This is a genomic window from Terrimonas ginsenosidimutans (genome assembly GCF_022012415.1).
In the GTDB taxonomy this organism is placed as follows: domain Bacteria; phylum Bacteroidota; class Bacteroidia; order Chitinophagales; family Chitinophagaceae; genus Terrimonas_A; species Terrimonas_A ginsenosidimutans.
On the sequence record NZ_JAKLTR010000003.1, the window covers coordinates 614,450 to 641,424 of the forward strand.

A 26,975-nucleotide genomic window follows, 5' to 3' on the forward strand; every position below is an offset into this window, starting at 1 on the left:
GATCGCAATGAGCGCAAAGAGTATTCTATAGCGTACTAGCTTTTTTTTGATACCATTTGCGTCGCTCCTGCGCCAGTCCACCCCGGCAAAACTTTTCCGTTAAGCCATGGCCGTCCGGGTCAGCAGTTCTTCGTCCGCGGTCTTCCTCTTAAAAATTAACCCCCATTTACCAAAAATCACTTTCGCCGCCACAGTTTTCCTTTATTTTTGTTTCATGATGACCCGCTGCATCCAACTGGTAATCTGCTTATTTGCTATTACTACCTGCTATGCCCAGGACAAATGGGACCTCCAACAATGTGTAGATTATGCATTGAAAAACAATATTTCCGTGCGACAGGCAGACGTACAGGCCCGCATATACGCGCTGACCTATCAGCAGAACAAGCTTTCGCAGCTTCCGTCCGCGAACTTTCAAAACAGCGGAGGGTATAACTTCGGCCGGTCCATTGACCCTGCGACCAACAGCTTCACCACCCAGGAAATTCTGTTCACCAACCATTCGCTGAATATAAACCTGGATCTTTTCAACTGGTTCAGTAAGCGCAATACGGTGGCTGCAACCCGTCTTCAGGCAGAGGCCTACGTGGCCGGGGCTGAGAAAGCCAGAAATGATGTGGCCCTGAATGTTGCCAATGCATATCTCCAGATCCTGCTGAATGCGGAGCAGATCAATATCAGTGATGTGCAGGTAAAACAAAGTATCGAGCAACTGAACATAGTTACCAAGCAGGTAAAAGCGGGAGCCCTTCCTGAATTGAATGCTGCCGAACTGGAAGCACAGCTCGCCAATGACAGTTCTACCCTGATCACGGCGAGAGCGAACTATACACTATCTGTTCTTCAATTGAAAGCAGTCCTGAATATTCCTGCAGACCAGGCTTTTGAAGTCGCGATCCCTCCGGTTGAACAGATCCCGGTAGAGTCCCTGGCTGATCTTGATCCGGCCGCAGTGTATCAGCTTGCCCAGGCAAATATGCCCCAGCAAAAGATCAATACGCTTAACCTTCAGGCGGCGATCAAAAACGTGGCGGCTGTACGGGGGCAGATGTATCCATCTCTGACGTTATTTGGAAATCTTGATAGCCGCTACTCAAATGCTCAACGGCGTTATGTCACCCAATCAGGCCTCGCTTTTTTACCGATTGGTAACGTGAGTGTGAACGGAACAAATTATACGGTGACCACCCAGGAAGAACAAATAGTGCCGCTCTCTTATGGAAAGAATACTTATTTCCGCCAATTGAACAATAACTTCAGCCAGTCGATCGGGTTGGGACTCAGCATTCCGATCTTCAATGGCGGGATCGCCCGGACGAACTGGCGCAAGGCTCAGCTCAATGTTACCAGTGTGGAGTTACAGAAAGAACAGGATGCATTAACGCTTAAGCAGGACATATACCAGTCTCATAACAATGCTGTCGCTGCCTTGCAGAAATTCAACGCTTCCAGAAAAGGAGTGGAAACTGCTCAGAAGGCTTATGATTTTGCCAAGAAAAGATTTGATGTCGGACTGCTGAATACGATCGACCTGATCACTAATCAGAATAATCTTTTCCGTGCAAAGATCAACCTGGTTTCTGCTCAATATGATTATGTGTTCAAGATGAAATTGCTTGAGTTCTATAAGGGACTCGGACTGAAACTGTAATCCTGTACTGTTACGCAACGCAAACATTACCTAATTAAAAACCCTTCAGGGAGATATTATGAAGAAGGCTGTAAAATGGATACTGATCATTTTTGGTGTGCTGCTGGTTATTTTCATAGCCAGTAAAATCTTTGGCAGTAAGGATGACGGTCTCGAAAAAGTAACTGCGGAAGCAGTCGGGAAACGCACTATCGTTGAAACGGTGACGGCCAGCGGACAGATCTATCCCGAAGTGGAAGTAAAGATCAGCCCGGATATCTCCGGGGAAGTGGTGGAACTAAATGTGGAAGAAGGCGATAGTGTAAAGAAAGGAACGGTTCTCGCGAAGATCTTTGCAGATATCTATGCGCTCAGCCGTGATGAAGCCGCTTCACAGGTCAGCCAGTCACAGGCAACCGTTGCGAACAATGAAGCCGCACTTGAAGCATTGAATGCTTCACTCACCCAGTCGAAGCAGGCGTACGACCGTAATAAATCCCTGTACGATCAGAAAGTGATATCTCAATCGGAATTTGAGCAGGTGGAAGCCACCTGGCGTTCCGCTCAGGCAAACTATAATGCGGCACAGCAAAATATCCGCAGCCTGAAAGCCGGCGTACAAACGGCGCAGGCAGGTCTTACACGTGCAAATAAAGATCTTGGAAGAACTACACTGGTAGCCCCAATGAATGGCGTGATCTCTTCACTGCAGGTAAAGAAGGGAGAGCGGGTTGCCGGTAACAGTTTCAATGTTGGTACTGAAATGATGACCGTTGCGGACATGAGTGTACTCGAAGCCAGAGTTGATGTTGGCGAAAATGATATCGTTAAAGTGAATATTGGTGACTCAGCAGATATAGAAGTAGACGCTTACAATAACCGCAAGTTCAAAGGCGTGGTCACACAGATCGCCAGCAGCGTAAAATCCGCTACTACCGGATCCACTGCCAGCGCTAATGATGTAACGAACTACCAGGTACGGATCCGTCTTGATTTCAATTCTTACAAAGACCTGATCGATCCTTCAAAGCCAAAGAAATTTCCTTTCAGACCGGGGATGAACGCGAGTGCAGATATCAAGACTAAGCGTCATGATAATGTACTGTCTGTTCCTATCACTGCGGTAAATGCACGGGTAAAAGGAAGTGATCAGAGTGTAGAGGATAAAAAGAAAGAGGCAACGGATGCAAAAGGAGGAGAAGAGTCTGCCACATCAGCCTCTCCCTCTATCAGTAATGAACTTGAGGAAGTGGTATTCCTTGTGCAGGCAGACGGCACAGTGAAAAAAGTGGTTGTCAGGTCCGGCATCCAGGATATGAGCTATATCGAAATTCTCAGCGGGTTGAAAGGCGGTGAGCAGGTGGTGACAGGCCCGTATACAGCCATCAGCAAAACGATGAAGGAAGGCATGAAGGTGAAAGTGGTGGCAAAGGATCAACTGTTCGAGAAGAAATAAAACAGCCATAGTTTCATAGTTAAAGGTTCAATAGTTTAAAAGTGATGATCCTCGGGTTTCAACTTTTAAACTTTTGAACCTTTAAACTTTTAAACTGATCTTTGTCCTATCCGTTTCTTCTAACTAACAACACAAGGCATGGGGCAGACTTTTGGTATAATAGGAAGTGGCAGCTGGGCAACAGCATTGACCAAGATACTGACAGATAAAAAGCAGGTGGTGAACTGGTGGGTGCGAAATGAAAATCATATCAGGCATATTGCGGAACGCAGGCATAATCCATCCTATCTTTCTTCGGTGAACTTTGATCCGGCAACGATCCGGATGTCTCCGGACGTTCAGACCGTTGTTCGGGAATCGGATATCATCGTGATCGCTATTCCCTCATCTTTTATTGATCAAAGCATTGGCCACCTTACAGCAGCTGACTGGGAGGGAAAACGTGTCGTATCCGCAGTAAAGGGCCTGCTGCCTGATCAGGATATCCTGCTGAACTATTATCTCCATCAGAAATTCAATCTTCCGCTTGAAAATTATTTTGCCGTTCTGGGGCCATGTCACGCAGAAGAAGTGGCGGCGGAAAAGCTTTCTTATCTGACCTTCTCGGGAACGGATATCACCATGGCTTCTACCATCGCTTCTCATTTTACGATCGATTATATCAATACGATCGTGAACCACGATATTCTTGGCGTACAATATGCCGCCGTGCTGAAGAACATATATGCGCTGGGAGCCGGCATCGCGCATGGCCTCGAATACGGAGATAATTTCCTGAGTGTTTACATCGCAAATGCAGCAGATGAAATGGCGGAATTCCTCCGCAGTTTCGGCGCTGAACATATTGTAGTAGGTGAGCATGAAAGGGAAGAAGATCCATTCACGCACCGTAAAACGCCGAACTATGCGGCATCCGTTTACCTGGGTGACCTGCTGGTAACCTGTTATTCTCCTTACAGCCGTAACCGGACATTCGGGAACATGATCGGTAAAGGATATTCAGTACGGACCGCACAACTGGAAATGAATATGGTGGCGGAAGGTTATAATGCCGCGAAATGTATTTTCAATATCAATAAGTCGGTAAAAGCTTCGATGACGCTTGCCGAAACGGTCTATCAGATCTTATGGGAGGGAGTGAATCCCGCGATAGGATTTAAGAAGATCGAACAGGTGATGATCTGAGAAAATTTCTATTGTATTCCGTAGCAGCTTTGCAAAGAACGAAAGGGGACCGCCAGGGGCGCTAAGGTCTCTTTGCGGTCTTTGTGATTCCTTTTTGTTCTTTGCAAAACTGCTACGCCGTTTTAATCAAAAAAGAGATCCGCTGCAATTCCATCCGCCAGCAACTTTCCCTCATACGTCAGCCGCAGCCAATCCCCCTCCCGTACCATTAATCCGTTACTGATATAACGTGCACTTTCTTCAAGGATCGTTTGTTTCATCCGCAGGATCTCATCCTGTGCAATCCCTTTTATCTGTTGTATCAGGCGGCTGGTATCCAATCCTTCCAGTGTCCGCAGTGAGATCATGATCATCTCGTTCACCTGCTGCACCGGTGTCAGCACTTCTTTTTCATACGGAATGGCTCCCTGCTCTATTGACCGGATATAGGTCGTATTGTTTGCAATATTCCACCACCTGGACTCTCCATCAAAAGAATGCGCTGATGGTCCGAATCCGAAGTAAGGCTTCCCTTTCCAGTAGGACGAGTTATGTCTGCTGCGAAAACCCGGTTTAGCGAAATTGGAGATCTCATAATGCTCAAAGCCGGCATCGGCAAGCCAGGTCATCAGTAGCAGAAATTGCGCGGACTGATGATCCGGATCTACGTCTGCGAGCTTGTGTTCGCGGATCATTTTCTGCAAAGGGGTTTTGGGCTCAACCGTCAAAGCATAACAGGAGATATGCGGGATCCCGAGGCTGATCACGCGATCGACATTCTGTTTCCACTTATCATCAGTGAGCCCGGGAGTGCCATAGATGAGATCGATCGTGATATTATCGAAATATTTTGTCGCCAGTTGTAAGCTATTCCAGGCCTGGCTGCTATTATGTGCTCTGTTCATCCAAACAAGGTCTTCTTCAAAAAAGCTCTGAATACCGATGCTCAGCCTTGTAATGCCCGAATCTTTCCATTGCAGCAGCCTCTCTTCGGTGATATCGTCGGGGTTTGCTTCCAGCGTGATCTCTGCTCCGGCAGCCACCTCAAAACTTGCGGAGATCTGTGAAAGGATCGCATCGATCTCTTCCTTCGTGCAAAGGCTGGGAGTGCCTCCGCCGAAATAGATCGTTTCAACGGCTCCAGCATTCTTCACCGCTTCCGGAAAGAAATCCTTCGTCAGGCTGATCTCGCCCAATAAAGCCGCGATCAGTTCGTTTTTGTACCGCAGCGATGTGCTGAAGTGGAAATTGCAATAATGACAGGCCTGTTTGCAAAAAGGAATATGAATATATATGCCAGACAAGTAGATTTGTTTAGTGGATCTGTTTGGCTGTTGTTCCTGTTTATATTAAAACATTTCAGGATGCTTCAACCTTCAGCCGTGTTCAGTAAAATATGACAAAGTTAGTACGCCCGCTTTTCTTTCTCCTCATTTTGTTGAGCTGCCTTTCGGTGAAAGGTCAGGGGAGCTATCCTTTGCAGCTGCGGGCGGTGGATAAAGACACGGTATTCCTGACGTCAACCCTGGGGATCCGTACGCTGTTTGATTCGAGGAACGAATGCATAGCATATATGAATGAGCTTACGCCGCTATTGCAGATGAAAGGATATGTTACGGCTTCTATCGATAGCCTCTTTTTTGATTCAGCGTCTGCCCGGACTGTTATCTATATCGGTGATCGCTATGAATGGGGGAAGCTGGATGCAGGCCAGGTGGACCCTGCTATCCTGACGGCGATCGGATGGAGGGAGAAAGCATTTATTGACAAACCGATGGACTTTGCGCAGGTCCAGAGCTGGCAGGAAAAGATCATCACGCATCTCGAAAACAATGGACGTCCGTTTGGCAAAGTGTATGTCGATAGCTTCCGGCTTGAACAGGAGAAAGTATGGGCTTCGCTGAAAGTTGAACCCGGGCCTGTTTACCGGATCGACAGTATCCGTGTTGTTGGCGATGCGAAAATATCTTCCGAATTCCTGCAACGCTTTCTTGACATACGTAACGGCAGCACGTTCGATAAACAGAAACTGCAGAATGTAAGCCGTAAAATGCGTGAACTGTCCTATGTGGAAGAAGAACGCCCTTCACGACTGATCTGGCTGAACTCTGGGTCTTTCCTGGAGATGTATCTGAAACAAAAACAAAGCAGCCAGGTGAATATACTGGTTGGATTTCTTCCGAATAATGATCAGCTGTCATCGAAAAAACTACTGGTGACCGGTGAAGCAAACCTGTTATTGAGGAATGCGCTGGGTGCCGGAGAGACCATTGGCCTGAATTGGCAGCAATTACAGGTAAGGTCTCCGCGACTGAATATCATTTACCGGCATCCATACCTGTTCAATACTCCGGTCGGGCTGGATTTTTCTTTTGATATGTTCCGGAAGGATAGTTCCTTTCTGAACGTGAACTTTCAGTTAGGTGCACAGTATGTGCTGGACAGCAGGCAGTCCGGAAAGTTGTTCCTGCAGCGATTCCAGTCGATCGTAACGAGTGCAAATACAAATTATATCCTGCAAACTTACCGTCTGCCGGATGATGCGGATGTCAGTTCTACCAATGTTGGGATCGATTACGAATTCAATAACACCAACTACCGGATGAATCCGACAAAAGGAAATGAATTCCGTATCATTACTTCTGCGGGTACCAAAAAAGTAAAGCGGAATAATGAAGTGCTCGAATTGAAAGATCCGGGAAACCCTGCGTTTGATTTCAATTCATTGTATGATACGGTTAAGCTGAACACCTATCAATTCCGCACCAGGGTGATCGCTGCGAGGTATCTCCCCATAGGAAGGCAAAGCACACTCAAGCTCGGATTGAACGGCGGCTTTTTTCAAAGCGGGAACGTCTTCCGGAATGAGTTGTTCCAGATCGGCGGTTACAAATTGTTACGTGGGTTTGATGAAGAAAGCCAGTACCTCTCGCAGTTCGCTATCGGTACACTTGAATACCGTTATCTTATCGGGCAAAACTCTTTCTTCTATGGCTTCGTCGATGGCGGCTGGGGACGCAATAACTCGCAGAACACTGACGCCAGTTATTCCTATCTAGGTTCCGGTCTTGGCCTTGCGTTCGAAACCAAACTCGGGATATTCAACCTCGCCTGGGCAGTTGGCCGGCGAAGTGATGTGCCATTCAGCCTTCGTCAATCCAAAGTTCACTTCGGGTTCGTGAATTTCTTCTAGATACGGGAAGGACGGGAGGAACGGAGAAAAAGAGGGATGCTGAAAATATTAAAGTGTTTTATTGCGCGTTAGAGTATACGGGAACACAGGGAACTCCCCGGGAATAAAGAACTGAAACAAATAAAAAACAAAAAACTCTTTTCCTCCTTCGCCCCTTTCTCCTCTTAGCTTACTTTTGGAAAATCAAAACCCAATACTTCTTGCACAGGTTACTCATCTTATTTCTTGTTATCCTTTCTTATTCGATAGAATCTTACGGGCAGGCTGTAGCTGATACGGCGAGGATGCCTTCTGCAGATACGGGAAGGAGGGTCGTGCAGGTACGAACTGTGGCGGCTGATACTACCCGCCTGAAGGATACTGCAACGGTGTTGCCGGCCGCAGTGGACAGTATAGTTGAGCGCCCCCTGGTCGGTATGCCGCAATGGGAGATGATCAGCGAGCTTCCATTTGCTGTGCAGATCATGAGGCTGCATCCTTTTTTTGATTTCAAGACAAGACCGTTTGTGGTGCCTTCCAATCTCAAAGTATTCAAGGGGAAGGAGACGCTGTTCTATGTGATCATGGCGCTTGTTCTCGCATTTGCGTTGCTTAAACTTGCTTTCGCGAAGTATTTCAGCGACCTGTTCCGGGTGTTTTTCCAGACAACGATGAAGCAAAGGCAGATCCGGGAACAGCTGATGCAGACCCCGGTGGCTTCACTGGGTTTTAATATCTTTTTCCTGTCGGCGACCGGGTTGTACGTTAATTTCCTGCTGTTTCATTTCAACGTCCGGCCGGTGAGCAATTTCTGGGTGCTTTACCTGTATTGCTGCGCGGGACTCGCTGCTATCTATGTGGGCAAATTCCTGGTGCTGAAACTTTGCGGATGGATGTTCAATGTGCGGCAGGCAGCGGATTCCTATATTTTCATCGTCTTCATTATCAATAAAGTTATCGGTATTTTCCTGCTACCCTTCCTGGCTTTGCTGGCGTTTTCCGCCGAGCCAATGAGATCGATTGCGCTGACACTTTCCTGGGCAGGCATCGGGATGCTGTTCCTGTACAGATTTATTTTAGGTTACGCTGCAGCTCGTAATGAGGTCAGGTTCAACCTTTTTCACTTTCTTTTATACATCCTGGCATTCGAAGCAGCGCCACTTTTGCTGATTTACAGGCTTTTACTATTCTTTTTTAAATAGAAAGGCTTAACTTTGCAGCCAATTTAGCCGAACCGCAACATGTCAACAACTGGTGTGAAAAAGGCCGATACGCTGGCCAAGGACATTCAAAAAATCCTGATTACCCAACCCCGGCCCGAAAGTGACAAGTCGCCGTACTTTGAGCTGGCCAGGAAATACGGAATTCAATTGGATTTTCAGCCGTTTATACGGCTGGAAGGGATCCCTGCGCGCGAATTCCGCAAGCAGAAAATAGAGATTCCGAACTTTACGGGGGTGATCTTCACCAGCCGGAATGCTATCGATCACTTCTTTCGCACCTGCGAAGAGATGAAAGTGAGCGTATCGCAGGATACAAAATACTTTTGTATCACCGAAGCAGTCGCTCTATACCTGCAAAAATTCATTCTTTACCGCAAACGCAAGGTTTTCTACGGAGCTGATGGCAGCAACAAAAGCATGTTTGATGTTATCAACAAACACAAGGGAAATGAAAAATTCCTGTATGTCTGCTCCGAGAACCAGCAGGATAATGAGATCGTAAACTGGCTCAAATCGAATAATTGCGAATTTGCGCTAGCATTTATGTATCGCACACAAAGCAATGATGTGGCGGAAATGCTGAATGAGAATAACTACGATGTGATCTGTTTCTTTACACCAAGCGGCATCAAGAGTTTGTTCGATAATCTTCCCAAATACAAGCAGAACGGTACCGTGATCGGCGCTTTTGGAAGCAATACGTCCAAAGCAGCAGAAGAAGCAGGGCTGAAACTGGACATTATCGCCCCACAGCCGCAGGCTCCCAGTATGGTGTCTGCGCTTGATAAGTTCCTGGCAGTGCAAAAGAAATAAGATGTCAATCCAGCATATTGAAAGGTTTAGGAAGGAAACTTCTTAAACCTTTTTTTTTTGAGGTAGCGGGAGCTGCTTAGCAGCTCTGGAACATCTTCCTACACCCAGTCGTTGTACTTTTACAGGTATAAGCCTGTTTGGCATTTCAATTGACTGATTTACTGTCCCAATAATAACCCATGCATCAACATACCAATCATCTCATCAACGAAACGAGTCCTTACCTGCTGCAGCATGCGCACAATCCCGTGCAATGGTACCCATGGGGGGAAGAAGCATTGAAAAGAGCAAAGGAGGAGGACAAACCGATCCTTGTCAGTATCGGCTATGCTGCCTGTCACTGGTGTCACGTAATGGAACGCGAAAGCTTTGAAGATGAAAGTACAGCGGAGCTGATGAATGAACATTTCATCAATATCAAGATCGACCGTGAGGAACGCCCGGATCTTGATCATATCTACATGGATGCCGTGCAGGCAATGTCCGGAAGCGGAGGGTGGCCGCTCAATGTATTTCTCACGCCGGATACACGTCCGTTCTATGGCGGTACTTATTTCCCGCCGGTAAGGGCGTTCAACAGAGCCTCATGGAAAGAAGTGCTTGCGGGCGTGGCTAATGGTTTTTACAAAAAACGGGAGGAAATTGAATCGCAGGCGAATAATCTGACCACCCACCTGCTGAATGCAAATAGTTTCGGCTTGCAAAATCCTGCTCAGGGTGATGCCGTATTCACCACCGGAAATACAGATCAGATCGCGGAGAACTGTCTGACGAATGCAGATACGGTCTGGGGAGGATTTGGACGGGCTCCTAAATTCCCGCAGAGCTTTACGATCCGATATCTGCTGAGATATTACCATGTAAAAAAGACGGGATCCGGCAACCAGTTTAAGGAGCTCGCGGAACCCGGTTTGCAACAGGCATTGCTGAGCCTGGACAAGATGATCGAAGGCGGCATCTATGACCAGCTTGGCGGCGGCTTTGCCCGTTACTCCACAGATGCAGAATGGCTGGCGCCGCATTTTGAAAAGATGCTGTATGATAATGCCTTGCTGGTGGATGTACTGGCAGAAGCGTATCAGCTTACCGGGAAAAAGCGTTACGCTGAGGTGATCAGCGAAACGATCGGCTTTGTAAAACGCGAGCTTATGGCGCCGGGCTTTGGATTTTATGCGGCGCTGGATGCCGACAGTGAAGGGGAGGAAGGAAAGTTCTATGTATGGCAGAAGGAGGAAGTGGAACAGTTGCTTGCTGAGGAGGCGCCGGCATTCTGCGGGTATTATGATATTTCTGAAAAAGGCAACTGGAATGAACCGGGACATACAGGTTCAAAGAACATCCTGCGCGTATTGTCGTCATGGGAAGAGATCGCCACACAGTTTTCCCTTACCCCCGATGAATTAAAGCAGCGGATCACCCGGGGAAAAAATATTTTACTTGAAGCTCGCAGCCACCGCGTCCGGCCTGCCTTGGATGACAAGATCATTCTAGGCTGGAATGCGCTCATGAACAAAGCCTGCAGTAAGGCATTTGCTGCCACGGGAGACGAGCAGTACAGGGAGCTCGCAGTGGCGAATATGAAGTTCCTGCTGGAGAAGTTTACCTGTGAAGATGGAGGATATTATCATACATGGACCTGGAAGAATGAGCAGGCAAAATACCCGGCCTTTCTGGATGACTATTCGTTTCTGGCAGATGCTTTGCTGCATCTGCAGGAAATCACCGGGGATGCGACCTGGCTGGAAGAGGCCGCGAAGATCGTGGATCACTTGAGTGAGCAGTTCAGCGAAGAGGAGACCGGGTACTTTTTTTTCACGGGTAAGGACCAGACGGACGTGATCATCCGGAAAAAAGAAGTGTATGATGGGGCAGTAGCATCGGGAAACGCTGTCATGGCCTCCGTTCTTCATCATCTGGGGATATTGCTTGACCGGGCGGACTGGCGGGAAAGGAGCGACCGGATGGTCAATTCGCTGGGCCAGGCGATCGTCAGGCATCCAACTTCTTTCGGATACTGGGCTTCCCAGGTGTTGGAACGGGCAACCGGGACGGCAGAATTAGCGATTGTAGGAACCGGAAGATCGGAGATCTACCACCGGTTATTACGGGCTTTTACGCCGCATGCCGTGATGATGGGATTCGACGGCGGGGCTTCTGCCTATCCGTTACTGAACGGAAAGAGCGCCGGCGGACCTGTAAAGGTGTTTGTTTGCAGGGATTTTGCCTGTCAGCAGCCTGTCAGCACATATGACGAAGCTATCTCGTTGATCAACAAGTCTGTTACGGTATAAGGGCAGGTTAGTTATCCATACGATATACACATATAATAAAATATTTGCAGGAATAGACAATAGCGTTGAGTCACTGATCGTTTTTGTAATCCGGGCCGTGTGAGAGCATGATTCCGGGTAGCAAAAAAGCGGCCATGGGTCATCGGCTCCGCCCGCCGGAAGGCAGTGCTGGAGGGGCAATTAATTTCGTGTTAAAGCAATAAAAACAAGTCATGTTTCGTTTGAATATTTACGTCGTAAAATCCGTTTTGGCTATATAAAATAAAATTGTAACGTTGTGCTTACGAACAAACCAAAATATTATATTTGCCCAATACCCTTTAAGTGTATGAAAATGAAAAACCTAAACCGAGCAATCCTCGCTATTGTCAGCGTTTCGATGCTGTCCAGTTGCGGAATAATTGGCGGAAAGAAAAGCAGCGGAAGTGCTCTTCCCAACGATGGCCAGGTACATGGAGTAGCTCCAGGCAGTCGTTATGTTCTCCCTAAACCGCCGGGAATGGTATACATACCTCAGGGTACCTTCCACATGGGTCCGAGCGACGAGGATCCGGCTTATGCCTTCAGCGCACGTAACCGTTCCGTTTCCATCAGTGGATTCTGGATGGATGCAACAGAAATCACCAACAACGAATACCGTCAGTTTGTACAGTGGGTCCGTGACTCAGTAGCTGCCCGTAAAATGGGTAAAGTGAAAGCCGGCGCTGATGGTAATGAATATGTGGATTGGGCTGCTATGCGCACCGTTAAGTGGGATGACCCTAAGACGGTGGAGTCTATGGCTGATCTGATCCTTGCACCGGAAGACCGTGTCTTCGGCAAAAAAGAGATCGATGCTTCCAAGCTGGTCTTCCATTCAGAGACATTTGATCTGAAAGAAGCTGCAAAAAGGGAGAATGCCGGCAGACCGCGCTCTAAGTTCATCATTAAAAAAGACGTAGCGATCTATCCTGACACACTGGTCTGGATCCGTGACTTCTCTTATTCTTACAACGAGCCAATGACCAAGCGTTATTTCTCTCACCCGGCTTTCGGTAATTATCCGGTGGTTGGTGTGAGCTGGAAACAGGCAACAGCGTTCTGCGAGTGGAGAACACACTTGCTGAACTCATGGCTTGACAGCAAGAAACGGGTTCAGGAGTCTGACTTCCGTCTTCCGACTGAAGCTCAGTGGGAATATGCAGCCCGCGGCGGTCGTTCACAATCAATGTTCCCATGGGGTAACTATTACCTCCGCAATAAAAAAGGATGTCTGATGGCCAACTTCAAACCCGGCCGCGGTAACTATCCTGAAGATGGCGGTTTCTATACTGTACGTGCTGATGCATACTGGCCTAATGATTATGGTCTGTACTGTATGTCAGGTAACGTGGCAGAATGGACTTCTTCTATCTTCTATGAAGGTCGTAACAACTTCCAGCATGATATGAACCCTGACGTTCGCTGGAATGCAAAAGACGACGATCCACCGCTGATGAAACGCAAGATCATCCGTGGCGGTAGCTGGAAAGATGTGGGTTACTACCTGCAGACAGGTACCAGCACTTACGAATACCAGGACTCAGCCAAATCTTATATCGGCTTCCGCAGTGTTATTGACCTGCCAGCCGCTCCGCAAAAAGGTCGTCGCAGATAACATTTTCCACGGGTCGTCTGCGACCCCCTTTTTACACCGCACAATTTAACTGCTTACGAGACGTTTAATCTCTTACTAATCCGTTTGTCTCTTTTAAAATTTAATAATCCATAAAAACGAACCCTTATGCGTCGCTTCTTTAAAACCAAAAAAGGTCAGGAAGTACTTAATTTTCTCTTCTCGTTCTTTGCAGCCGTTGTAATCTTCGCTGCGATGATGAAAATCCTGCACTGGCCAGGATCTGATTATGCAATCATGGTCGGCCTGATCGCAGAAGCTGTAGTATTCCTTATCATGGCCTTTGGTGTTGAACCACCTGAAGAGCCACATTGGGAAAGATATTTTCCAGGTATCACTACTCACCCGGACCTGGATCCAAACTTTAAACCAACTCCTCTCGCGATCGGCGGTGGCGGCGGTAACAATGGTAACCCTGCGCTGAACAAACTGGAAGATATGCTGCGTGACGCAGACATCACTCCGGCTAACCTTGGTCGTCTGGGCGAAAATTTCAAGAAATTCGGTGGTACTGTAGATAAGATGGCTGACATCACTGATGTGGTAGCCGCTACCGGTGACTATACAAAGAAAACAAAAGAAGCTGCTACTGCACTGGGTACCATGAAAGATGCTTACCTGGGCGCTGCAAGCAGCATTCAACACTTCAATCAGGCAGCTGATGGTACAAAGCAATTCCACGAGCAGGTACAGGTGCTGACAAAAAATCTGTCTTCACTGAACACTATCTACGAGCTGGAACTGCAGGACACCAACAATCACCTGAAAGCTATGAACAAATTCTACAGCAACCTGACTGATGCTTCCAAAGCAATGCAGGGTAGCGTGGAAGATGCTCAGAAAGCTAAAGATCAGATCGCATTGCTTGCGAACAATCTGGGCCGCCTGAACAATGTTTATGGTAACATGCTGAGCGCAATGCAGGGTCGCAGCTAAAACTAACAAAGGGTTTCGTTATTACTTATAATTGAAAATCCCGTATCCATTGATTTTTGATAGTCACCTTATCTAATTTTAAAACCAAGAATTCATGTCTATACCTAAGGAGCCGCGGCAGCGAATGATCAACATGATGTACCTCGTGTTGACGGCCCTTCTGGCCCTCAACGTATCATCGGAGATCCTGAATGCCTTTAAGACGGTTAATAATAGTTTACAGAATACGAACACTACTGTAAACAATTCGACTAAAACGATCCTCGAATCTCTGGCAGAGAAGAAGGCTGACCCTCAGTCTGCTGCAAAAGCAACTATCTGGGAGCCAAAGGCAACTCAGGTAGCCAGCTATTCGAACAACGTATTTAATTATATCCAGGGATTGAAAGACCGCATCTTAACCGAAGCGGGCGGAGATCCAAAGGATGCAACTAAAAAGTTCAAAGAAGACAACCTTGACATTGCCACACATATCATGGTAGAGAAAGGCGAAGGCCAGAAACTCTACGACATGCTGGCAAAGTATAAAACTGATGTATTAGGTGTTGATTCATTGATCGCAAAAGAGTTTGGAAAGACTCTCCAGATCGATCTTACAAAACCTCATACAGAAGCGAAAGGAAACAGTTCATGGGAAGCGGCGTATTTCCGAATGGTTCCTACTGTAGCTGCTCTTACGATCCTGAGTAAATTCCAGAATGACGTAAGAACTTCAGAGAACAAAGTGGTTGCTTATTGTCACGAGCAGGTTGGTAAAGTAACCGTACGGTTCGATACCTATGCTGCGATCATCGGTCAGAGCTCAAACTACGTGATGCCTGGTCAGGAGATCGAAGTGACAGCTGGTGTTGGTGCTTTCAGTAAACAAGCTCAGCCAAACATCGTGATCGGCGGCAGATCTGTTCCGATCGGCGAAGATGGTGCAGCGCGTATCAAAGTTCCGACAGCAGGTATTGGCCAGCATTCTATTCCTGTAGTGATCAACTATGTTGACCAGGATGGAGTTCAGCAGACCATAAAAAAGGAGATTCCTTATACTGTAGGTCAATCTTCAGCGTCTATTGCACTTGACGAAATGAACGTACTTTATATCGGTTACGAAAATAAGATCACTGTTGCTGCGAGCGGCGGCGGAGACGATAAAGTTTCTGTAAGCATTGCCGGTGGTGGCGGTTCTATCACTAAAACAGGCGGTGGTCATTACATCGCAAAAGTGAACAGCGTAACTGATGATTGTATGATCAACGTTTCAGTTGACGGCAAACCGGCAGCAAGTACAAAATTCCGTGTACGTACCATCCCTCAGCCTGTAGGCACGATCGGTGGATACCCAAGCGGTGAGAACGTAGCTGCAGGTGCATTCAAAGCTCAGACTGGTGTGGGTGCTTATATTAAGGACTTCCCGCTGAACCTGAGATATGCCGTTACAAGCTTCACACTGACTGCCGACAATCCTGACGGTGATATCGAGGAAGCTCCGGTGAAAGGAAACATGTTTGATGGCAAAGCGCAGAGCATTATCCGCAAACTGGGTCCTGGAAGAACCGTAACAGTAGATGAGATCCGCGCAGTTGGACCTGACGGAAGAACACAGAAGTTGCCTTCACTGGTTTACTACATCAAATAAAAGATTTGAAGATGAAAAGCATTGTTATCAAGAGTTGTTTGTTGCTGGCGGTTAGCGCCATGGTTGTTACGGATGCTGATGCTCAACGTTCCGGCCGACGCAGGACAGGTACAAACCCGCCTGCTAATCAGCAGCAACAGGAGACGCAGCAGCAGAATAATAACACTGCTCCGCCTTCCAACTATAATCCTTATGGAAACATTCCGATTGTAGTGGATTCAGCCTCTCTCGCAAGTGATACGGCTGTAAAGAAATCGCTCCGCAACGAGAACGCATACGATAAAAGCAGCGTGAATGCACGTACGCCATTGGATTATGAGCACCTGAGAGCTGATGACGCCCTCTTTGCTGAAAAAGTGTGGAGAGAGCTGGACCTCCGTGAAAAGATGAACCAGACCTTCCGCTACGAAGCAGAAAGCGACAACGGCAGCCAGATGTTCATCAACATCCTGATGAAAGCTGTTACTTCAGGCCAGGTTACTGCGTTTGAAGACGACCGCTTTACCACGCCGATCACCGGTGAATCAGTTACACAAGCCAGTGCCGGTGCGGTGGACACAACCCCTCAGGTTGACCCCAATGACCCAAGCAAAGTAGTCCGCTATGTGGTAACACGTAGTTCATTCGACCCCAAAACAGTATTGAAACTGCGTATCAAGGAAGAATGGGTATTTGACCGCGAATCAAGCCGCCTGTTCTGCAGGATCCTTGGTATCGCACCGCTGAAAACACAGTTCATGCCTGATGGTCGCGAAAGACCAGGCTCAACAGTGATGTTCTGGGTCTACTATCCGGATCTGCGTTCAATCCTGACAAAATACGAGGTGTACAACCCTAAGAACATGGGTAACAGCCGTATGACCTGGGAAGAATTGTTCGAAAGCCGTATGTTCAGCAGCTATATCGTGAAGTCGACTATTGATAACTCTGCTAACCGTAATATCAGAATGTATATTAAAGATCCGATCCTGGCATTGCTGGAAGGCGATGCGATCAAAGAGAAGATCTTTAACTACGAGCAAGACCTCTGGTCTTACTAACAGCTACCAGTATAAAAAAAACATATCTATCAGAAAAAGCCCCGGTCACGGGGCTTTTTCTGTATTTAAAGATTTCATTTATAATTAATTAAAAAAAGTTTGAAAAATCGTCGGCTGTCACTAGGAAAATAGGGAAAATGTTGTATTTTCGTCTCGGTTTTTCATAGGATATTGGATTTTAAAAACGGGGCTGGATTTCTATCCTGGCCCCATTTTTTTTGTCTTTAAGTGAAACAATTTCTTAGAGGGATTGGTGGCTGATGACCGATGGCCGCACCCCGAGCTAATATATTTAAAGAAGCCTGCCGACATCGGCAGGCTTCTTCATTTCTACTCTTTATCGATTTGCGGAGCTCGGCCATCGGTCATCAGCCGTCGTTGCCATCGTTGCCGCTGAAATACTTCTGCACAATCCCCGCCTTAGCCTTTCCGATCACTGCCGCAATCTCTTCTTCCGTTTTCTCCCTGATATTTTTCACTGAACGGAATTCTTTCAATAGCATGTCTGCTGTTGCTTTACCAATACCGCTGATATCTTCCAGCTCATTTTTGAAAGTGCCTTTACTGCGCTTCTGTCGGTGAAACGTGATGCCGAAACGGTGTACTTCATCGCGGATGCGGCGTACAAGTTTCAGGCTTTCGCTGTTGTAAGGGAGTTTCAGCGATTCCTGATCTCCGGCGAAGAAGATCTCTTCTTCATTTTTAGCGAGACCGACGAATGTTGACTGACCGAGGAGGCCAAGCTCCCTGATAGCGTCCAATGCAGCGCCTAGCTGGCCCTTTCCGCCGTCGATAATGACTAATTGAGGAAAAGCCTGCTCTTCGTCGCGGAGGCGCTTATATCGCCTGTAAACGGCCTCTTTCATCGACGCAAAGTCGTTGATGCCTTCCACCGTCTTTACGTTGAAATGCCGGTAATCTTTTTTGCTGGGTTCCCCATTCTTAAAGCAAACCATCGCCGACACGGGATAGCTCCCCTGGAAGTTGGAGTTATCAAAACATTCGATGTGCAGCGGGAGGGAAGGAAGTTGCAGGTTGGCCTGCAATTGTTCCAGTATTTTGATCTTGTCTGTATTGCGGGACAACTGAAGCCTTGCTTTGTTTTTGATCTCTTCTATAAAATAATCTGCATTTTTTTCAGAAAGCTCCAGGAGCTTTTTTTTGTCGCCCGCTTTGGGAATGGTGATCGTCAGTTCTGTCTGCGGATATTCGATCTCAAAGGGCACCACCACTTCGGTTGCTTCGCTATTGAACGTGTCCCGCAGTTGTGCGACCGAAAAGCTGAGGATCTCGGTCGGGCTTTCGTCAAGATGTGTTTCTACTTTGGTGGTGTGTGTCTGCACGATCGCGCCATTGCGCACCATCAGGAAGTTGACGAAAGCCACCTCCTTATCTTTTACAAGGGAGAATACATCCATGTCGCCGGTGCGTGTGCTCACCACTACAGAGCGGGCCTGGTAGTTCTCCAGGAATTCAACTTTCTTCCGGGTGATCTCCGCTCTTTCAAAGCGCATGTCTGCCGCAAATCGCTTCATTTCATCCCGGAAATGTTTTAATACCGGCGTCAGGTTTCCCCTGAGCAGGTTCTTCAGCTGTTCAATATTCTCACGGTATCCTTCTTCTGTCTGATGTGCTTCGCAGGGGCCTTTACAATTGCCGAGGTGATACTCCAGGCAGACCTTGAATTTCTTTTCGCGGATATTTTTTTCCGTCAGGTTCAGTGAACAATTCCGCAGGGGGATCGTCTGCCGCGTGAATTCGATCAGCTCCCTTACTTTTTTTACCGACGTGTAAGGCCCGAGATATTCAGAGCCATCCGGTATTTTTTTTCTCGTAAGGAATACTCTTGGGAAAGGCTCATTCTTTATCACGATGAAGGGATAGGTCTTGTCATCCTTCAGGTTGATATTGAAGATCGGTTGAAACTCCTTGATCAGTGAGTTCTCCAGCAGAAAGGCATCCTGCTCGGAGTTTACGATCGTAAACTCGATGTGGTGGATCCTGCGGACCAGCTCATGTGTTTTGTAACTGTTCAGGTTCTTATTGAAATAGGAGCTTACGCGTTTGCGTATACTTTTGGCCTTACCCACATAAATGAGGGAATTGGAAGAATCATAGTATTTGTAGATCCCGGGCTGAAGCGGAATGCCGGGGGCTAATTGCTGAAATTCTGCTGCTGTCATGTCTACTCCTCATCCCATACAACTTTGACGGTGGTGGTAACGGCCGGTTGGCCGACCAGTTGGCGGGTAGTGGTCACCTGGAAACTTTTATCCACCTGCCACAGCATTCGTCTTTGTATGGCACTGTCTTTTGTATTGTTAACTGTATTCACGATGATTGAAGTGATCTGGTCACCACTGCCTTCAGGTTTGATCAGCACTTCCTGGCGTTGTATGATCTCTTTGTCTGCATTTACCGGTACATAGGTAAAAATGGCCCGGTTTAGCGTTTCGTCAAACTGGGTGGTCTCTTTATACCGGTCCTGGTAATCTTCTGTGGCGATATCCGGAAGGCTCAGAAAATCCTGGGCCAGTGCTCTGAATTGATTCCGGTGTACGAAAATAGTATCTACATGACTGCTGTCTGCAAACACGTACTGCCTGATGGAGTTCAGGGTGGTGTCTACTTTTGCTACCTGGCTTTGAAGGATCGGCAGAATAGGGAAAAAACCTGCCTCCTCATTTTCTTTTGAGGATTTGCAGGAGAGAAGCAGCAGGAGAGAAACTGTTAAACCTAAACTTGTTTTTTTCATCGTTAGATCCTTTCTGTTGCGAAATTAAGGCTTCTGTTTGATCTCCGGGCGGATAACAGGGCGACTTTATGGGGTGTGGTGATAAGAAAAACGCCCCGGCGATGCGGGGCGTTTTTTGACACAGGAAGCCGTTGATGATATTTTTATCTCCAGCCGGTGTTGGATGTGCCGGTGCCGTCTGCTTTGGCTACCGTACCGAATGTGTAAAAAGTCGTTTCGCCGAACAACTGCAGTGTAGCGCCCGGGATCGGGAAATGCAGCGGTGTTCCTTTTTGGAGAAGATCGAGCTTTCTCATTTCGAAGTACTGAATGCCGGAGCCTGTGGTATACATTTCCACCTGCCGTTCATGGTGAATGGCATTGACGATGGCGGTAAGGGTAGGCGCCACAGCAGCCATATTCCCTCTGGTGACGCGGGTACCCGCATTGATAATGGCTGCGGCGCCGGTCAGATCATTGGTGTAAGCCCGGGCTTCAGCTTTCAGCATATCATTTTCTACGCTCATGATGGTTGCTTTTGGTCCGACTCCGTTTGTATAAACGTCATCATACCGTTTATTCCTGTAGCAGGAAAAATGATAATAGCCGCGTGCGGCGAGAAAGTCATTGGAACCTAAATACTGGAAATCTGTTTTCAGACGGTTGTCCAGTGGGGCAATGGGTTCAGCGGGATGTGGGAAAGAGAAATTATCCTCCCAGTGAGCGGGCAAGGTAGGAGCCATCAGATTTACAACGCGCATATCAGTGCGTCCCCAGCCCGGATAGGTCAGATAGTCACCGGCTTCCATATACCACTTGCTGGTTCCGTCCATCTGGATGATCCATGAGGATGTCATGCCTGCGTCGGCGAAGGTCTTCACCCTGTTCCAGTCAACGGCAGCCAGCTCAGTTTTATTCCGGGGAAGATAAGAGAGAATACGTGCGGCACAGGTGTTGATGATCTTTTTAAAATCATTACCGGATACGTCTGCAGGCGTTCCAAGCCAGCTTGCGGGGATGAAAAAACTTCCATCGGTCAGGGCGATCGCTTCGGTAAGATAGCCAATGGCTGCGGTTGCAACATCCTTGTAAGGGCTGGCGGTAGCGAGTACGCCTTCCGCGCTTTTTGTGTCATCTACGATATGTACCTTGTCAAATACCAGCGCCATGTTTCCATAAGCCAGTCCTAATGCGAATTTCGCAAAAGCTTTTGCGCGGGCATCGCCGGAGCCGCCGATCACCACTCCTGAATTGAGGGCTTTCAGAACATTCGACGCTGTAACGATCGAAGAGTAATAGCGGTCATAAGTAAATTTTAACTGACCGGCATTTGCATAGGCAGGGGAGTTATTCCAGGCCACATCTCTTGGTTCGAAAGAAAGGTCCCGCATCCCGAAATTGCCCCATGAACACGTTGCGTGGTCTGCTGCGGTTGCGAGCATGGCTTCTACACCGTTTGAATAGTGCTGACCCTGGAAAATGGTATTGAACATTGCGGACGCAACGCTTTCCACGTCAGAACCGGAGTTGTAAACGATACCTGAATTGGGATGGTTCTCATTGATAACATCCATCTTCTTGCATCCGGATAACAAACCCGAGGCGACGAGGGCCGTTAATAAGAATTTATTGATCTTTTTCATGTTTTAAAGCTTTTTCATTTACAAATTGATTCCCAGGGAGAATGATACAGTACGATAGATCGGGTTAGCTCCTATGCCATCGATGGGCTGGCGGACTGTTCCCACTTCGGGGTCATATCCTGAGTAACCGGTGAAGGTGTGCAGGTTGCGCCCTACCGCTTTAAGGGTAATGCCTTTGATCGTGCCATTGAGGAAATTGTTAAATGCTTTTGCAGGAATGGTATATCCAAAAGCGACTTCTCTCAATTTTAAGTAGCTGCCATCTTCTACCCAGTATGAATTGGCAAAGTTTGCATCATACATTCCCACGCTCCAGTAAGACGCTGCTTTTTTCTGATCGGCCGGAACATCGGACATGTCCTGCAGTTTACTTACGTTATTGAATGCCATCCGCTGTCCGTTACTGTTGTAAATGTCACCGCCATTTTTCCAGTCAAGCAGGAAGTAAAACGAGAACCCTTTGTAGTTGAGTGTGTTTGCAAGTCCCATATTGAATTTGGCATTACCATCTCCGATCTTGCCAAGCCATACCGACCCGTTTTCCTGGTAGAGGATCGGTCTTTCATTATTGGTTCCTTCTGTTCCTTTGAGGATCACATATCCTTCGTTGTTCACTACATAGTCTGCGATATTACCGCCGGCTGGGAGTTGCTTTCCCATCTGGTCAAGTGAGCGGACCATCTTATGGCCATAAATAGCGCCATATACTTCCCCTGGTTCGACACGGAAGGCGTTTACGTCACCACTTTGCGGAGAGAGCCAGTATGCGGGAATCGGCAATTCTGTAATTCTCTGACGGACACGTGAGAATACGATATTACTGTTCCAGGAGAAATCTTTCTTGCTTACCCAGTTTGCGCCGAGCGTAAACTCAAGTGTTTTCGACTCCACCTTTCCTGCATTTTGCCATTGCCTGTTATAACCGAAATTCAGGAATGGCACCAGTGGTACGCTGAGGAACTGATCGGAGGTGACAGAGCGGGCATAGGTGCCTTCAAAAGTGAATTTCTTCAGGAAGTCTACATTCAACCCAATCTCTGTTTCCGCAGTATTTGAAGGTTTCAGTTTCGGGTTACCTGTCTGGGCGGGTGCCGCCGCTCCGCGTGCATTCCATTCAAAGATCTCATACTGCCAGTAGAAACTCGGACGTATACCTGCGGTTCCGTATGCAGCACGGACCTTTAATTCATCAATACCGTCTATATGGAAATCTTTAGAGATCCTGTAGGCTCCCGATAATCTGTAGTAAGAATTCCAGCGTGATTCAGGTCCGAAAAGAGACGATCCGTCATAGCGGAACATTCCATCAAACAGGTACTTGTCCTTATAATTCAAGCCCAGGATGGCAAAATAGTTCTGCGCTCTTTCATTTGTTTTCTCTGAGCCTCCTCCGTTTTGCGTAAGCAGATTATCGAAGTTTTCAATGTTAACATAGGAGAATTGGGAACCGCTGACACTTGTACTTTCAAAGTGACGGTCTTCATACAGGTAAGAAAGTTTACCTCTTATATTCAGGTCGCCGAACTGTTGGGTAAGATTAAGTGTGACCTGAGTGTTCTGTGTACTGGTCTCACTGCTCGACTGGCTTAAGCTTCCTCCGGTATACACGTAGTTGGCGTTATAGGTATTTTTTGGATTGATAGATTCGGCACGGTTGTTTTCAATTTCAAATGTCTGTGTCACATCGAGGTTGGCCCAATTGGTGAATTTGAAATTTGCGGTATAGTTCCCCATCCATCTGCGAGACTGGTTGGTCGCTTTTTGATTATACAGTGCATAAAGCGGATTGGTGATCTCACCGTTGAAAGGATCTATCCTGAAATTATAATCAGAGCCATCCGGGTTCTTTGCAAAAAGGTTCGCATCCGGTTTCATCCGGGCTACGTTATAGAATACACCGGAAGGTGCCTGTACGCTTCTTTTGATGAATAAATTAGTTGCGCTTACTTTCAGCCATGGGGTGACCTGCTGGTCTATATTGAAACGGAAGTTTTGTCTGGAGTAGCCATCACGGTATTTCACAACGCCCTGTTGTTCGTTATTTTCAAACGACAGGAAGATGTTGTTTCTTTCGGATCTGTTTGATACGCCAACATAGTTCGTGTAAGAGATACCTGTTTTGAATATGTCACCGGGGTTGAAACGGTAGGATCCATACGGGTTATCCATATAACCATCGGCTTTGATCGTGGGAGTTCCCTGAATGGCACCTGCACCGGTATTCGGTACATATCCGCCTTCATAGCCCGCGGGGTATGTTACGCCGGCATACTTGGTGTACAATCCCTGCACTGATTCCCAGTCAGACGCGAGGTTGTAGAAATGTGACTTTGATGTTTCGTAGTAATGCTGCAGGTTTTGAAAGCCAACTTCGTTCCGGATAATTACCTGCGGTTTGCCGGAAAGGCCATCCTTACCTCTCTTGGTGGTAACTGACAGTACTCCGTTACCGGCGCGGGAACCATACAATGCTGCTGCTGCCGCACCTTTTACGACTTCAATTGATTCAACATCATCCACATTGATATCGGCAAGGCTGCCCTGCATGATAATCCCATCCAGCAGAATGAGCGGAGAAGCGCTTACGTTAAGGACATTGTCTCCCCGAAGAAGCAGATCCACCTGCTGTCCCGGAGCTCCTCCCACGGAAGATGTTCTCAGGCCGGCCACCTTACCGGTCAATGCTGATGAAATGGATAAGCCTGGTACGGCTTTTAACTGTGCTTCGTTGACCTTCGTTACAGAAACGGTGAGGTTCTTTCGCGAGGTGGACCCGGCTACGCCGGTGATAACAACATCGGTCAGCGTCTGGCTTTCGGTCGTAAGGGTGACGGAATAATCTGCCCCGGCTCCTACTTTCAGTTCATAGGGTGAATAACCGACAGCTGAAATGACCAGTGTTGCCCCTTGACTGGTGTTGAGTGAAAAGCTTCCTCCTCCATCAGTGACGGTGCCCGATGATGCACCTTTGATGGTTACTGAGGCTCCCGGCACGGGGTGGGCGTCACCGTCAAGGACCTTACCGGTGATCTTCTTTTGCTGTGCTGTGGCCGGCATAAAAATGGCACACAATGCAAGCATTGCAATTGCAAGTTTTCTCATGTGAATGTGGTTTTGATGTTACAGGGAAAAAGCTTGATCTTATGGCAAGACCTCCCGAACGTGCAAATTCAGATCTGCATCATCATCAGCCACAATGTGAACATTCCTGTCGTTCCGGTAGAAGGAACAGACGGGCAACTAAAAAAATTACGTGAATAAGTTGTTTGCCGGAATCCGGCGTGGGGCAAGCAATGGCAATATATCTAAATGCAGGTATCGCATTTGAATTCATGCATCAGCAAATCGCAGACATATGGCAGTATGCGCAGCCGTCATTAAGCACCAGCGTAAACAATCGTTTACTGGTTCAGCGTAACTCCGATCTTCACACCAAAGTCAAACAGGTTCTCTTTAACCGGGTATTTATTTTCAAAGCTGGAAAGAAGCTGGTAACGCACCTGTGGGCCAACCTGCCACTGTGTATTGCCACGTGTATAATTTACAAAAGCTTCAAAGCCTGTGCTCATATTGAAGTTGCGCGTGAGCCAGGGCACTTTTGCATAATTCTTATAATCGGTTGAAATCAGATACGCTCCATTGCTGATCACATACGTAGGCTGGATGGTACCTGCTACGCCAAAGCTTGTTTTCTTGTTACCAAGCACTTTAACCTCAACGCCGACAGGAGCAGAAATAGAATAATAAAGATTTTTCAGCCAGTCGGTCTGATATCCGTTGTAATTGCGGTAACGGGTAAATGCAACCACTGAACTGTGCCCGGGAACAGGACTGTTCAGGCCGATCGTTGCCATTTCTCCGGAGGAGCTGAATGCCTTGATATCATAACGGTTTACATTGAACTGAAGGCCACCTCTCAGGTTTACTACTTTCGAAACAGGATAGCGGGCTGTAAATCCTAGCTGAAGACCAATGTCTGGTTTATGTGTTACTGCTTTGTTGACGTCCGTCAGTGCAGGAGAGAACGGATAACCGGATCCTATTGCATTATTAAAAGCGGTGTTAACTCCAAGTTTGCGGTAGCTGATCGTTGGTGTAATAAAGATCTGCCAGCTGATCTTTTTGCGTTCGCGCTCATGTTTAAAGGAATTCACCACGCTTTCAATGGTCAATGGTGGTTCAGGCATTCCTGGCAACGTGATATTATGTTCGCGGCTCGTTGTCTTTTCAGAAATTGCCACCGGGCTGTATAATGGTTCGGTGTTAATGATATTGTGGGAAGGGCTACCGGCAGGATCGGCGTGCTTTACTCTCGCCGAAGGCAGTGAAACACTGCTTTTCTCGGTTCTTTCAACTTGTTCTGTGTTAGCGGGAGCAGCAGCCGAAGGCTGTTCTGCAGTAATCAGCCCCGCGCCTGACTGAACATCAGCAGGAGCGAGCACTGGTTGTTCATCTGCCTGGGTCGACTGCCTGTTCGTTTGTTCTTCCGTGAAAGGAAGTATACCCGGTATTTTTTTTAAGGCTTTCTTTTTTTCAGGTGCCGTCGCTATAGATTCGTTTGAAGAAGATTCGCTGTCTGTCGAAGAGTTGCTGGATTTGATAGAGGCGATGTCCTGAGATTTTTTGGAAACAGGGTACATTGTCATTACCCAGCTTACAGCTCCACCGGTGAGCAATAACAGGAATGCCAGTCCGAATCCAGTCCATCTGCGGCGTGTATGCAGCGCGTTATTGACGCCACTCCATACCTTTTCAGACGGGAACATCCGGTACTCATCAGCATTCTGTTTTACAAACTGCTCAAAATCCCTGTTGCTGTAGTTGCTCTCCATAACCAGTTACTATTTAGGTACGAACTCTACCGCTGGCTGACTGCTGCAAGCCATTCAAAGTCTTGTTTTGGTTTTTGTATAATTCTCTTGCGGATCAATATATCTTCAAGCATTGATTTGGCTCTGGTATACTGGCTCCTGCTAGTACTTTCTTCAATATCCAACACGGTGGCGATCTCACGGTGGCTGTACCCTTCTACGGCATAAAGGTTGAGCACGGTTCTGTATCCGATGGGAAGAAGGCGGATACATTCCACTACCTGCTTTGCCTGTACAATGGCTGGCACACTGTCTTCCCTCACCTGAACACCGGTAGCGTGAATGATGTCAACACTTTCGTTGAACTTTTTATTTTTCTTCAGGATGTTGATACAGGTGTGAACCATGATCCGCCTGATCCAACCTTCGAATGCTCCGCGATTCTCGAAAGTATGCACCTGGGAGAAGACTTTTATAAAGCCTTCCTGAAGCATGTCCTCCGCGTCTTCGCGATTATGAGCGTATCGATAACATACTGCGAGCATTTTGGCGCTGTACTTATTGTACAGTTCCCTTTGCGCAGATGCTTCGTTGTTCAAACAGCCTTTTAAAATGGCTTCCTCGGTCATATATCCCGTTTGGTTGCCTGTAAGTTAGACAATTTTCAAATACAAATGCTGCGTGAGTGGGGAAAATCGATGATGAATGGCGGTTATTTGGTGATCGTTGTCCGTTGACCGTTGACCGTTGTCCGTTGTCCGGAATTCTAGTGAGGTAGAAT

The 26,975-nt window shown here is 47.4% G+C and carries 18 protein-coding genes; 11 read left to right on the forward strand and 7 right to left on the reverse strand.

Annotation, left to right across the window (positions count from 1 at the left end):
• Nucleotides 1-214: 214 nt before the first annotated feature.
• From LZZ85_RS07605 to LZZ85_RS07615, 3 genes are all read left to right on the forward strand, one after another.
• Nucleotides 215-1,651 carry a TolC family protein gene (locus LZZ85_RS07605; RefSeq protein WP_237870264.1) on the forward strand — a complete coding sequence of 479 codons (1,437 nt, stop codon included), beginning with the start codon at nucleotides 215-217 and terminating at the stop codon, nucleotides 1,649-1,651.
• A 58-nt stretch (nucleotides 1,652-1,709) separates the two neighbouring features.
• Complete coding sequence (locus LZZ85_RS07610) at nucleotides 1,710-3,086, forward strand: efflux RND transporter periplasmic adaptor subunit (RefSeq protein WP_237870266.1); 1,377 nt, start codon at nucleotides 1,710-1,712, stop codon at nucleotides 3,084-3,086.
• A 138-nt stretch (nucleotides 3,087-3,224) separates the two neighbouring features.
• The gene (locus LZZ85_RS07615) at nucleotides 3,225-4,271 is read left to right on the forward strand and encodes an NAD(P)H-dependent glycerol-3-phosphate dehydrogenase (RefSeq protein ID WP_237870268.1); all 1,047 of its coding nucleotides are present in this window, start codon (nucleotides 3,225-3,227) and stop codon (nucleotides 4,269-4,271) included.
• A 122-nt stretch (nucleotides 4,272-4,393) separates the two neighbouring features.
• Here the strand turns inward: LZZ85_RS07615 and hemW are convergent, their stop codons facing one another.
• Nucleotides 4,394-5,554, reverse strand: coding sequence for a radical SAM family heme chaperone HemW (gene hemW, locus LZZ85_RS07620; RefSeq protein ID WP_237870270.1), 1,161 nt, complete (start codon nucleotides 5,552-5,554; stop codon nucleotides 4,394-4,396).
• A 92-nt stretch (nucleotides 5,555-5,646) separates the two neighbouring features.
• Here hemW and LZZ85_RS07625 point away from each other — a divergent pair, with 92 nt between their 5' ends.
• The 8 genes from LZZ85_RS07625 (at nucleotide 5,647) to porN (ending at nucleotide 17,006) form a co-directional block, all read left to right on the forward strand.
• Nucleotides 5,647-7,443 (forward strand): POTRA domain-containing protein, encoded by a 1,797-nt coding sequence (locus LZZ85_RS07625; protein ID WP_237870272.1) that lies wholly within the window; start codon nucleotides 5,647-5,649, stop codon nucleotides 7,441-7,443.
• A 200-nt stretch (nucleotides 7,444-7,643) separates the two neighbouring features.
• Entirely contained in the window at nucleotides 7,644-8,624 is a 981-nt protein-coding gene (locus LZZ85_RS07630; protein ID WP_237870274.1) for a DUF4271 domain-containing protein, read from the forward strand.
• A 39-nt stretch (nucleotides 8,625-8,663) separates the two neighbouring features.
• Entirely contained in the window at nucleotides 8,664-9,458 is a 795-nt protein-coding gene (locus tag LZZ85_RS07635) for a uroporphyrinogen-III synthase (RefSeq protein WP_237870276.1), read from the forward strand.
• A gap of 179 nt (nucleotides 9,459-9,637) precedes the next feature.
• Nucleotides 9,638-11,749 (forward strand): thioredoxin domain-containing protein, encoded by a 2,112-nt coding sequence (locus LZZ85_RS07640; protein WP_237870278.1) that lies wholly within the window; start codon nucleotides 9,638-9,640, stop codon nucleotides 11,747-11,749.
• A 334-nt stretch (nucleotides 11,750-12,083) separates the two neighbouring features.
• Nucleotides 12,084-13,385: a T9SS ring complex lipoprotein PorK/GldK gene (gene porK / locus LZZ85_RS07645; RefSeq protein WP_237870280.1), complete on the forward strand. Its 1,302-nt coding sequence runs from the start codon at nucleotides 12,084-12,086 to the stop codon at nucleotides 13,383-13,385.
• 126 nt (nucleotides 13,386-13,511) lie between these two features.
• Entirely contained in the window at nucleotides 13,512-14,339 is an 828-nt protein-coding gene (gene porL, locus LZZ85_RS07650) for a type IX secretion system motor protein PorL/GldL (RefSeq protein ID WP_237870282.1), read from the forward strand.
• Between the two features lie 94 nt (nucleotides 14,340-14,433).
• The gene (gene porM, locus LZZ85_RS07655) at nucleotides 14,434-15,966 is read left to right on the forward strand and encodes a type IX secretion system motor protein PorM/GldM (RefSeq protein WP_237870284.1); all 1,533 of its coding nucleotides are present in this window, start codon (nucleotides 14,434-14,436) and stop codon (nucleotides 15,964-15,966) included.
• An 11-nt stretch (nucleotides 15,967-15,977) separates the two neighbouring features.
• Nucleotides 15,978-17,006 carry a type IX secretion system ring subunit PorN/GldN gene (porN, locus tag LZZ85_RS07660; RefSeq protein ID WP_237870286.1) on the forward strand — a complete coding sequence of 343 codons (1,029 nt, stop codon included), beginning with the start codon at nucleotides 15,978-15,980 and terminating at the stop codon, nucleotides 17,004-17,006.
• Between the two features lie 368 nt (nucleotides 17,007-17,374).
• Here porN and uvrC read toward each other — a convergent pair whose 3' ends face one another.
• The 6 genes from uvrC to LZZ85_RS07690 form a co-directional block, all read right to left on the reverse strand.
• A complete protein-coding gene (gene uvrC / locus LZZ85_RS07665; protein ID WP_237870288.1) occupies nucleotides 17,375-19,189 on the reverse strand; it encodes an excinuclease ABC subunit UvrC in 1,815 nt (604 codons plus the stop codon).
• A 2-nt stretch (nucleotides 19,190-19,191) separates the two neighbouring features.
• Nucleotides 19,192-19,761, reverse strand: a complete 570-nt coding sequence (locus LZZ85_RS07670) for a hypothetical protein (RefSeq protein ID WP_237870290.1) — start codon at nucleotides 19,759-19,761, stop codon at nucleotides 19,192-19,194.
• A 143-nt stretch (nucleotides 19,762-19,904) separates the two neighbouring features.
• Nucleotides 19,905-21,383, reverse strand: a complete 1,479-nt coding sequence (locus LZZ85_RS07675; RefSeq protein ID WP_237870292.1) for a hypothetical protein — start codon at nucleotides 21,381-21,383, stop codon at nucleotides 19,905-19,907.
• An 18-nt stretch (nucleotides 21,384-21,401) separates the two neighbouring features.
• Nucleotides 21,402-24,485 carry a SusC/RagA family TonB-linked outer membrane protein gene (locus LZZ85_RS07680; protein ID WP_237870294.1) on the reverse strand — a complete coding sequence of 1,028 codons (3,084 nt, stop codon included), beginning with the start codon at nucleotides 24,483-24,485 and terminating at the stop codon, nucleotides 21,402-21,404.
• Between the two features lie 299 nt (nucleotides 24,486-24,784).
• Nucleotides 24,785-26,215, reverse strand: coding sequence for a hypothetical protein (locus tag LZZ85_RS07685; protein WP_237870296.1), 1,431 nt, complete (start codon nucleotides 26,213-26,215; stop codon nucleotides 24,785-24,787).
• Between the two features lie 26 nt (nucleotides 26,216-26,241).
• Nucleotides 26,242-26,823: an RNA polymerase sigma factor gene (locus LZZ85_RS07690; protein WP_237870299.1), complete on the reverse strand. Its 582-nt coding sequence runs from the start codon at nucleotides 26,821-26,823 to the stop codon at nucleotides 26,242-26,244.
• Nucleotides 26,824-26,975 lie beyond the last annotated feature (152 nt).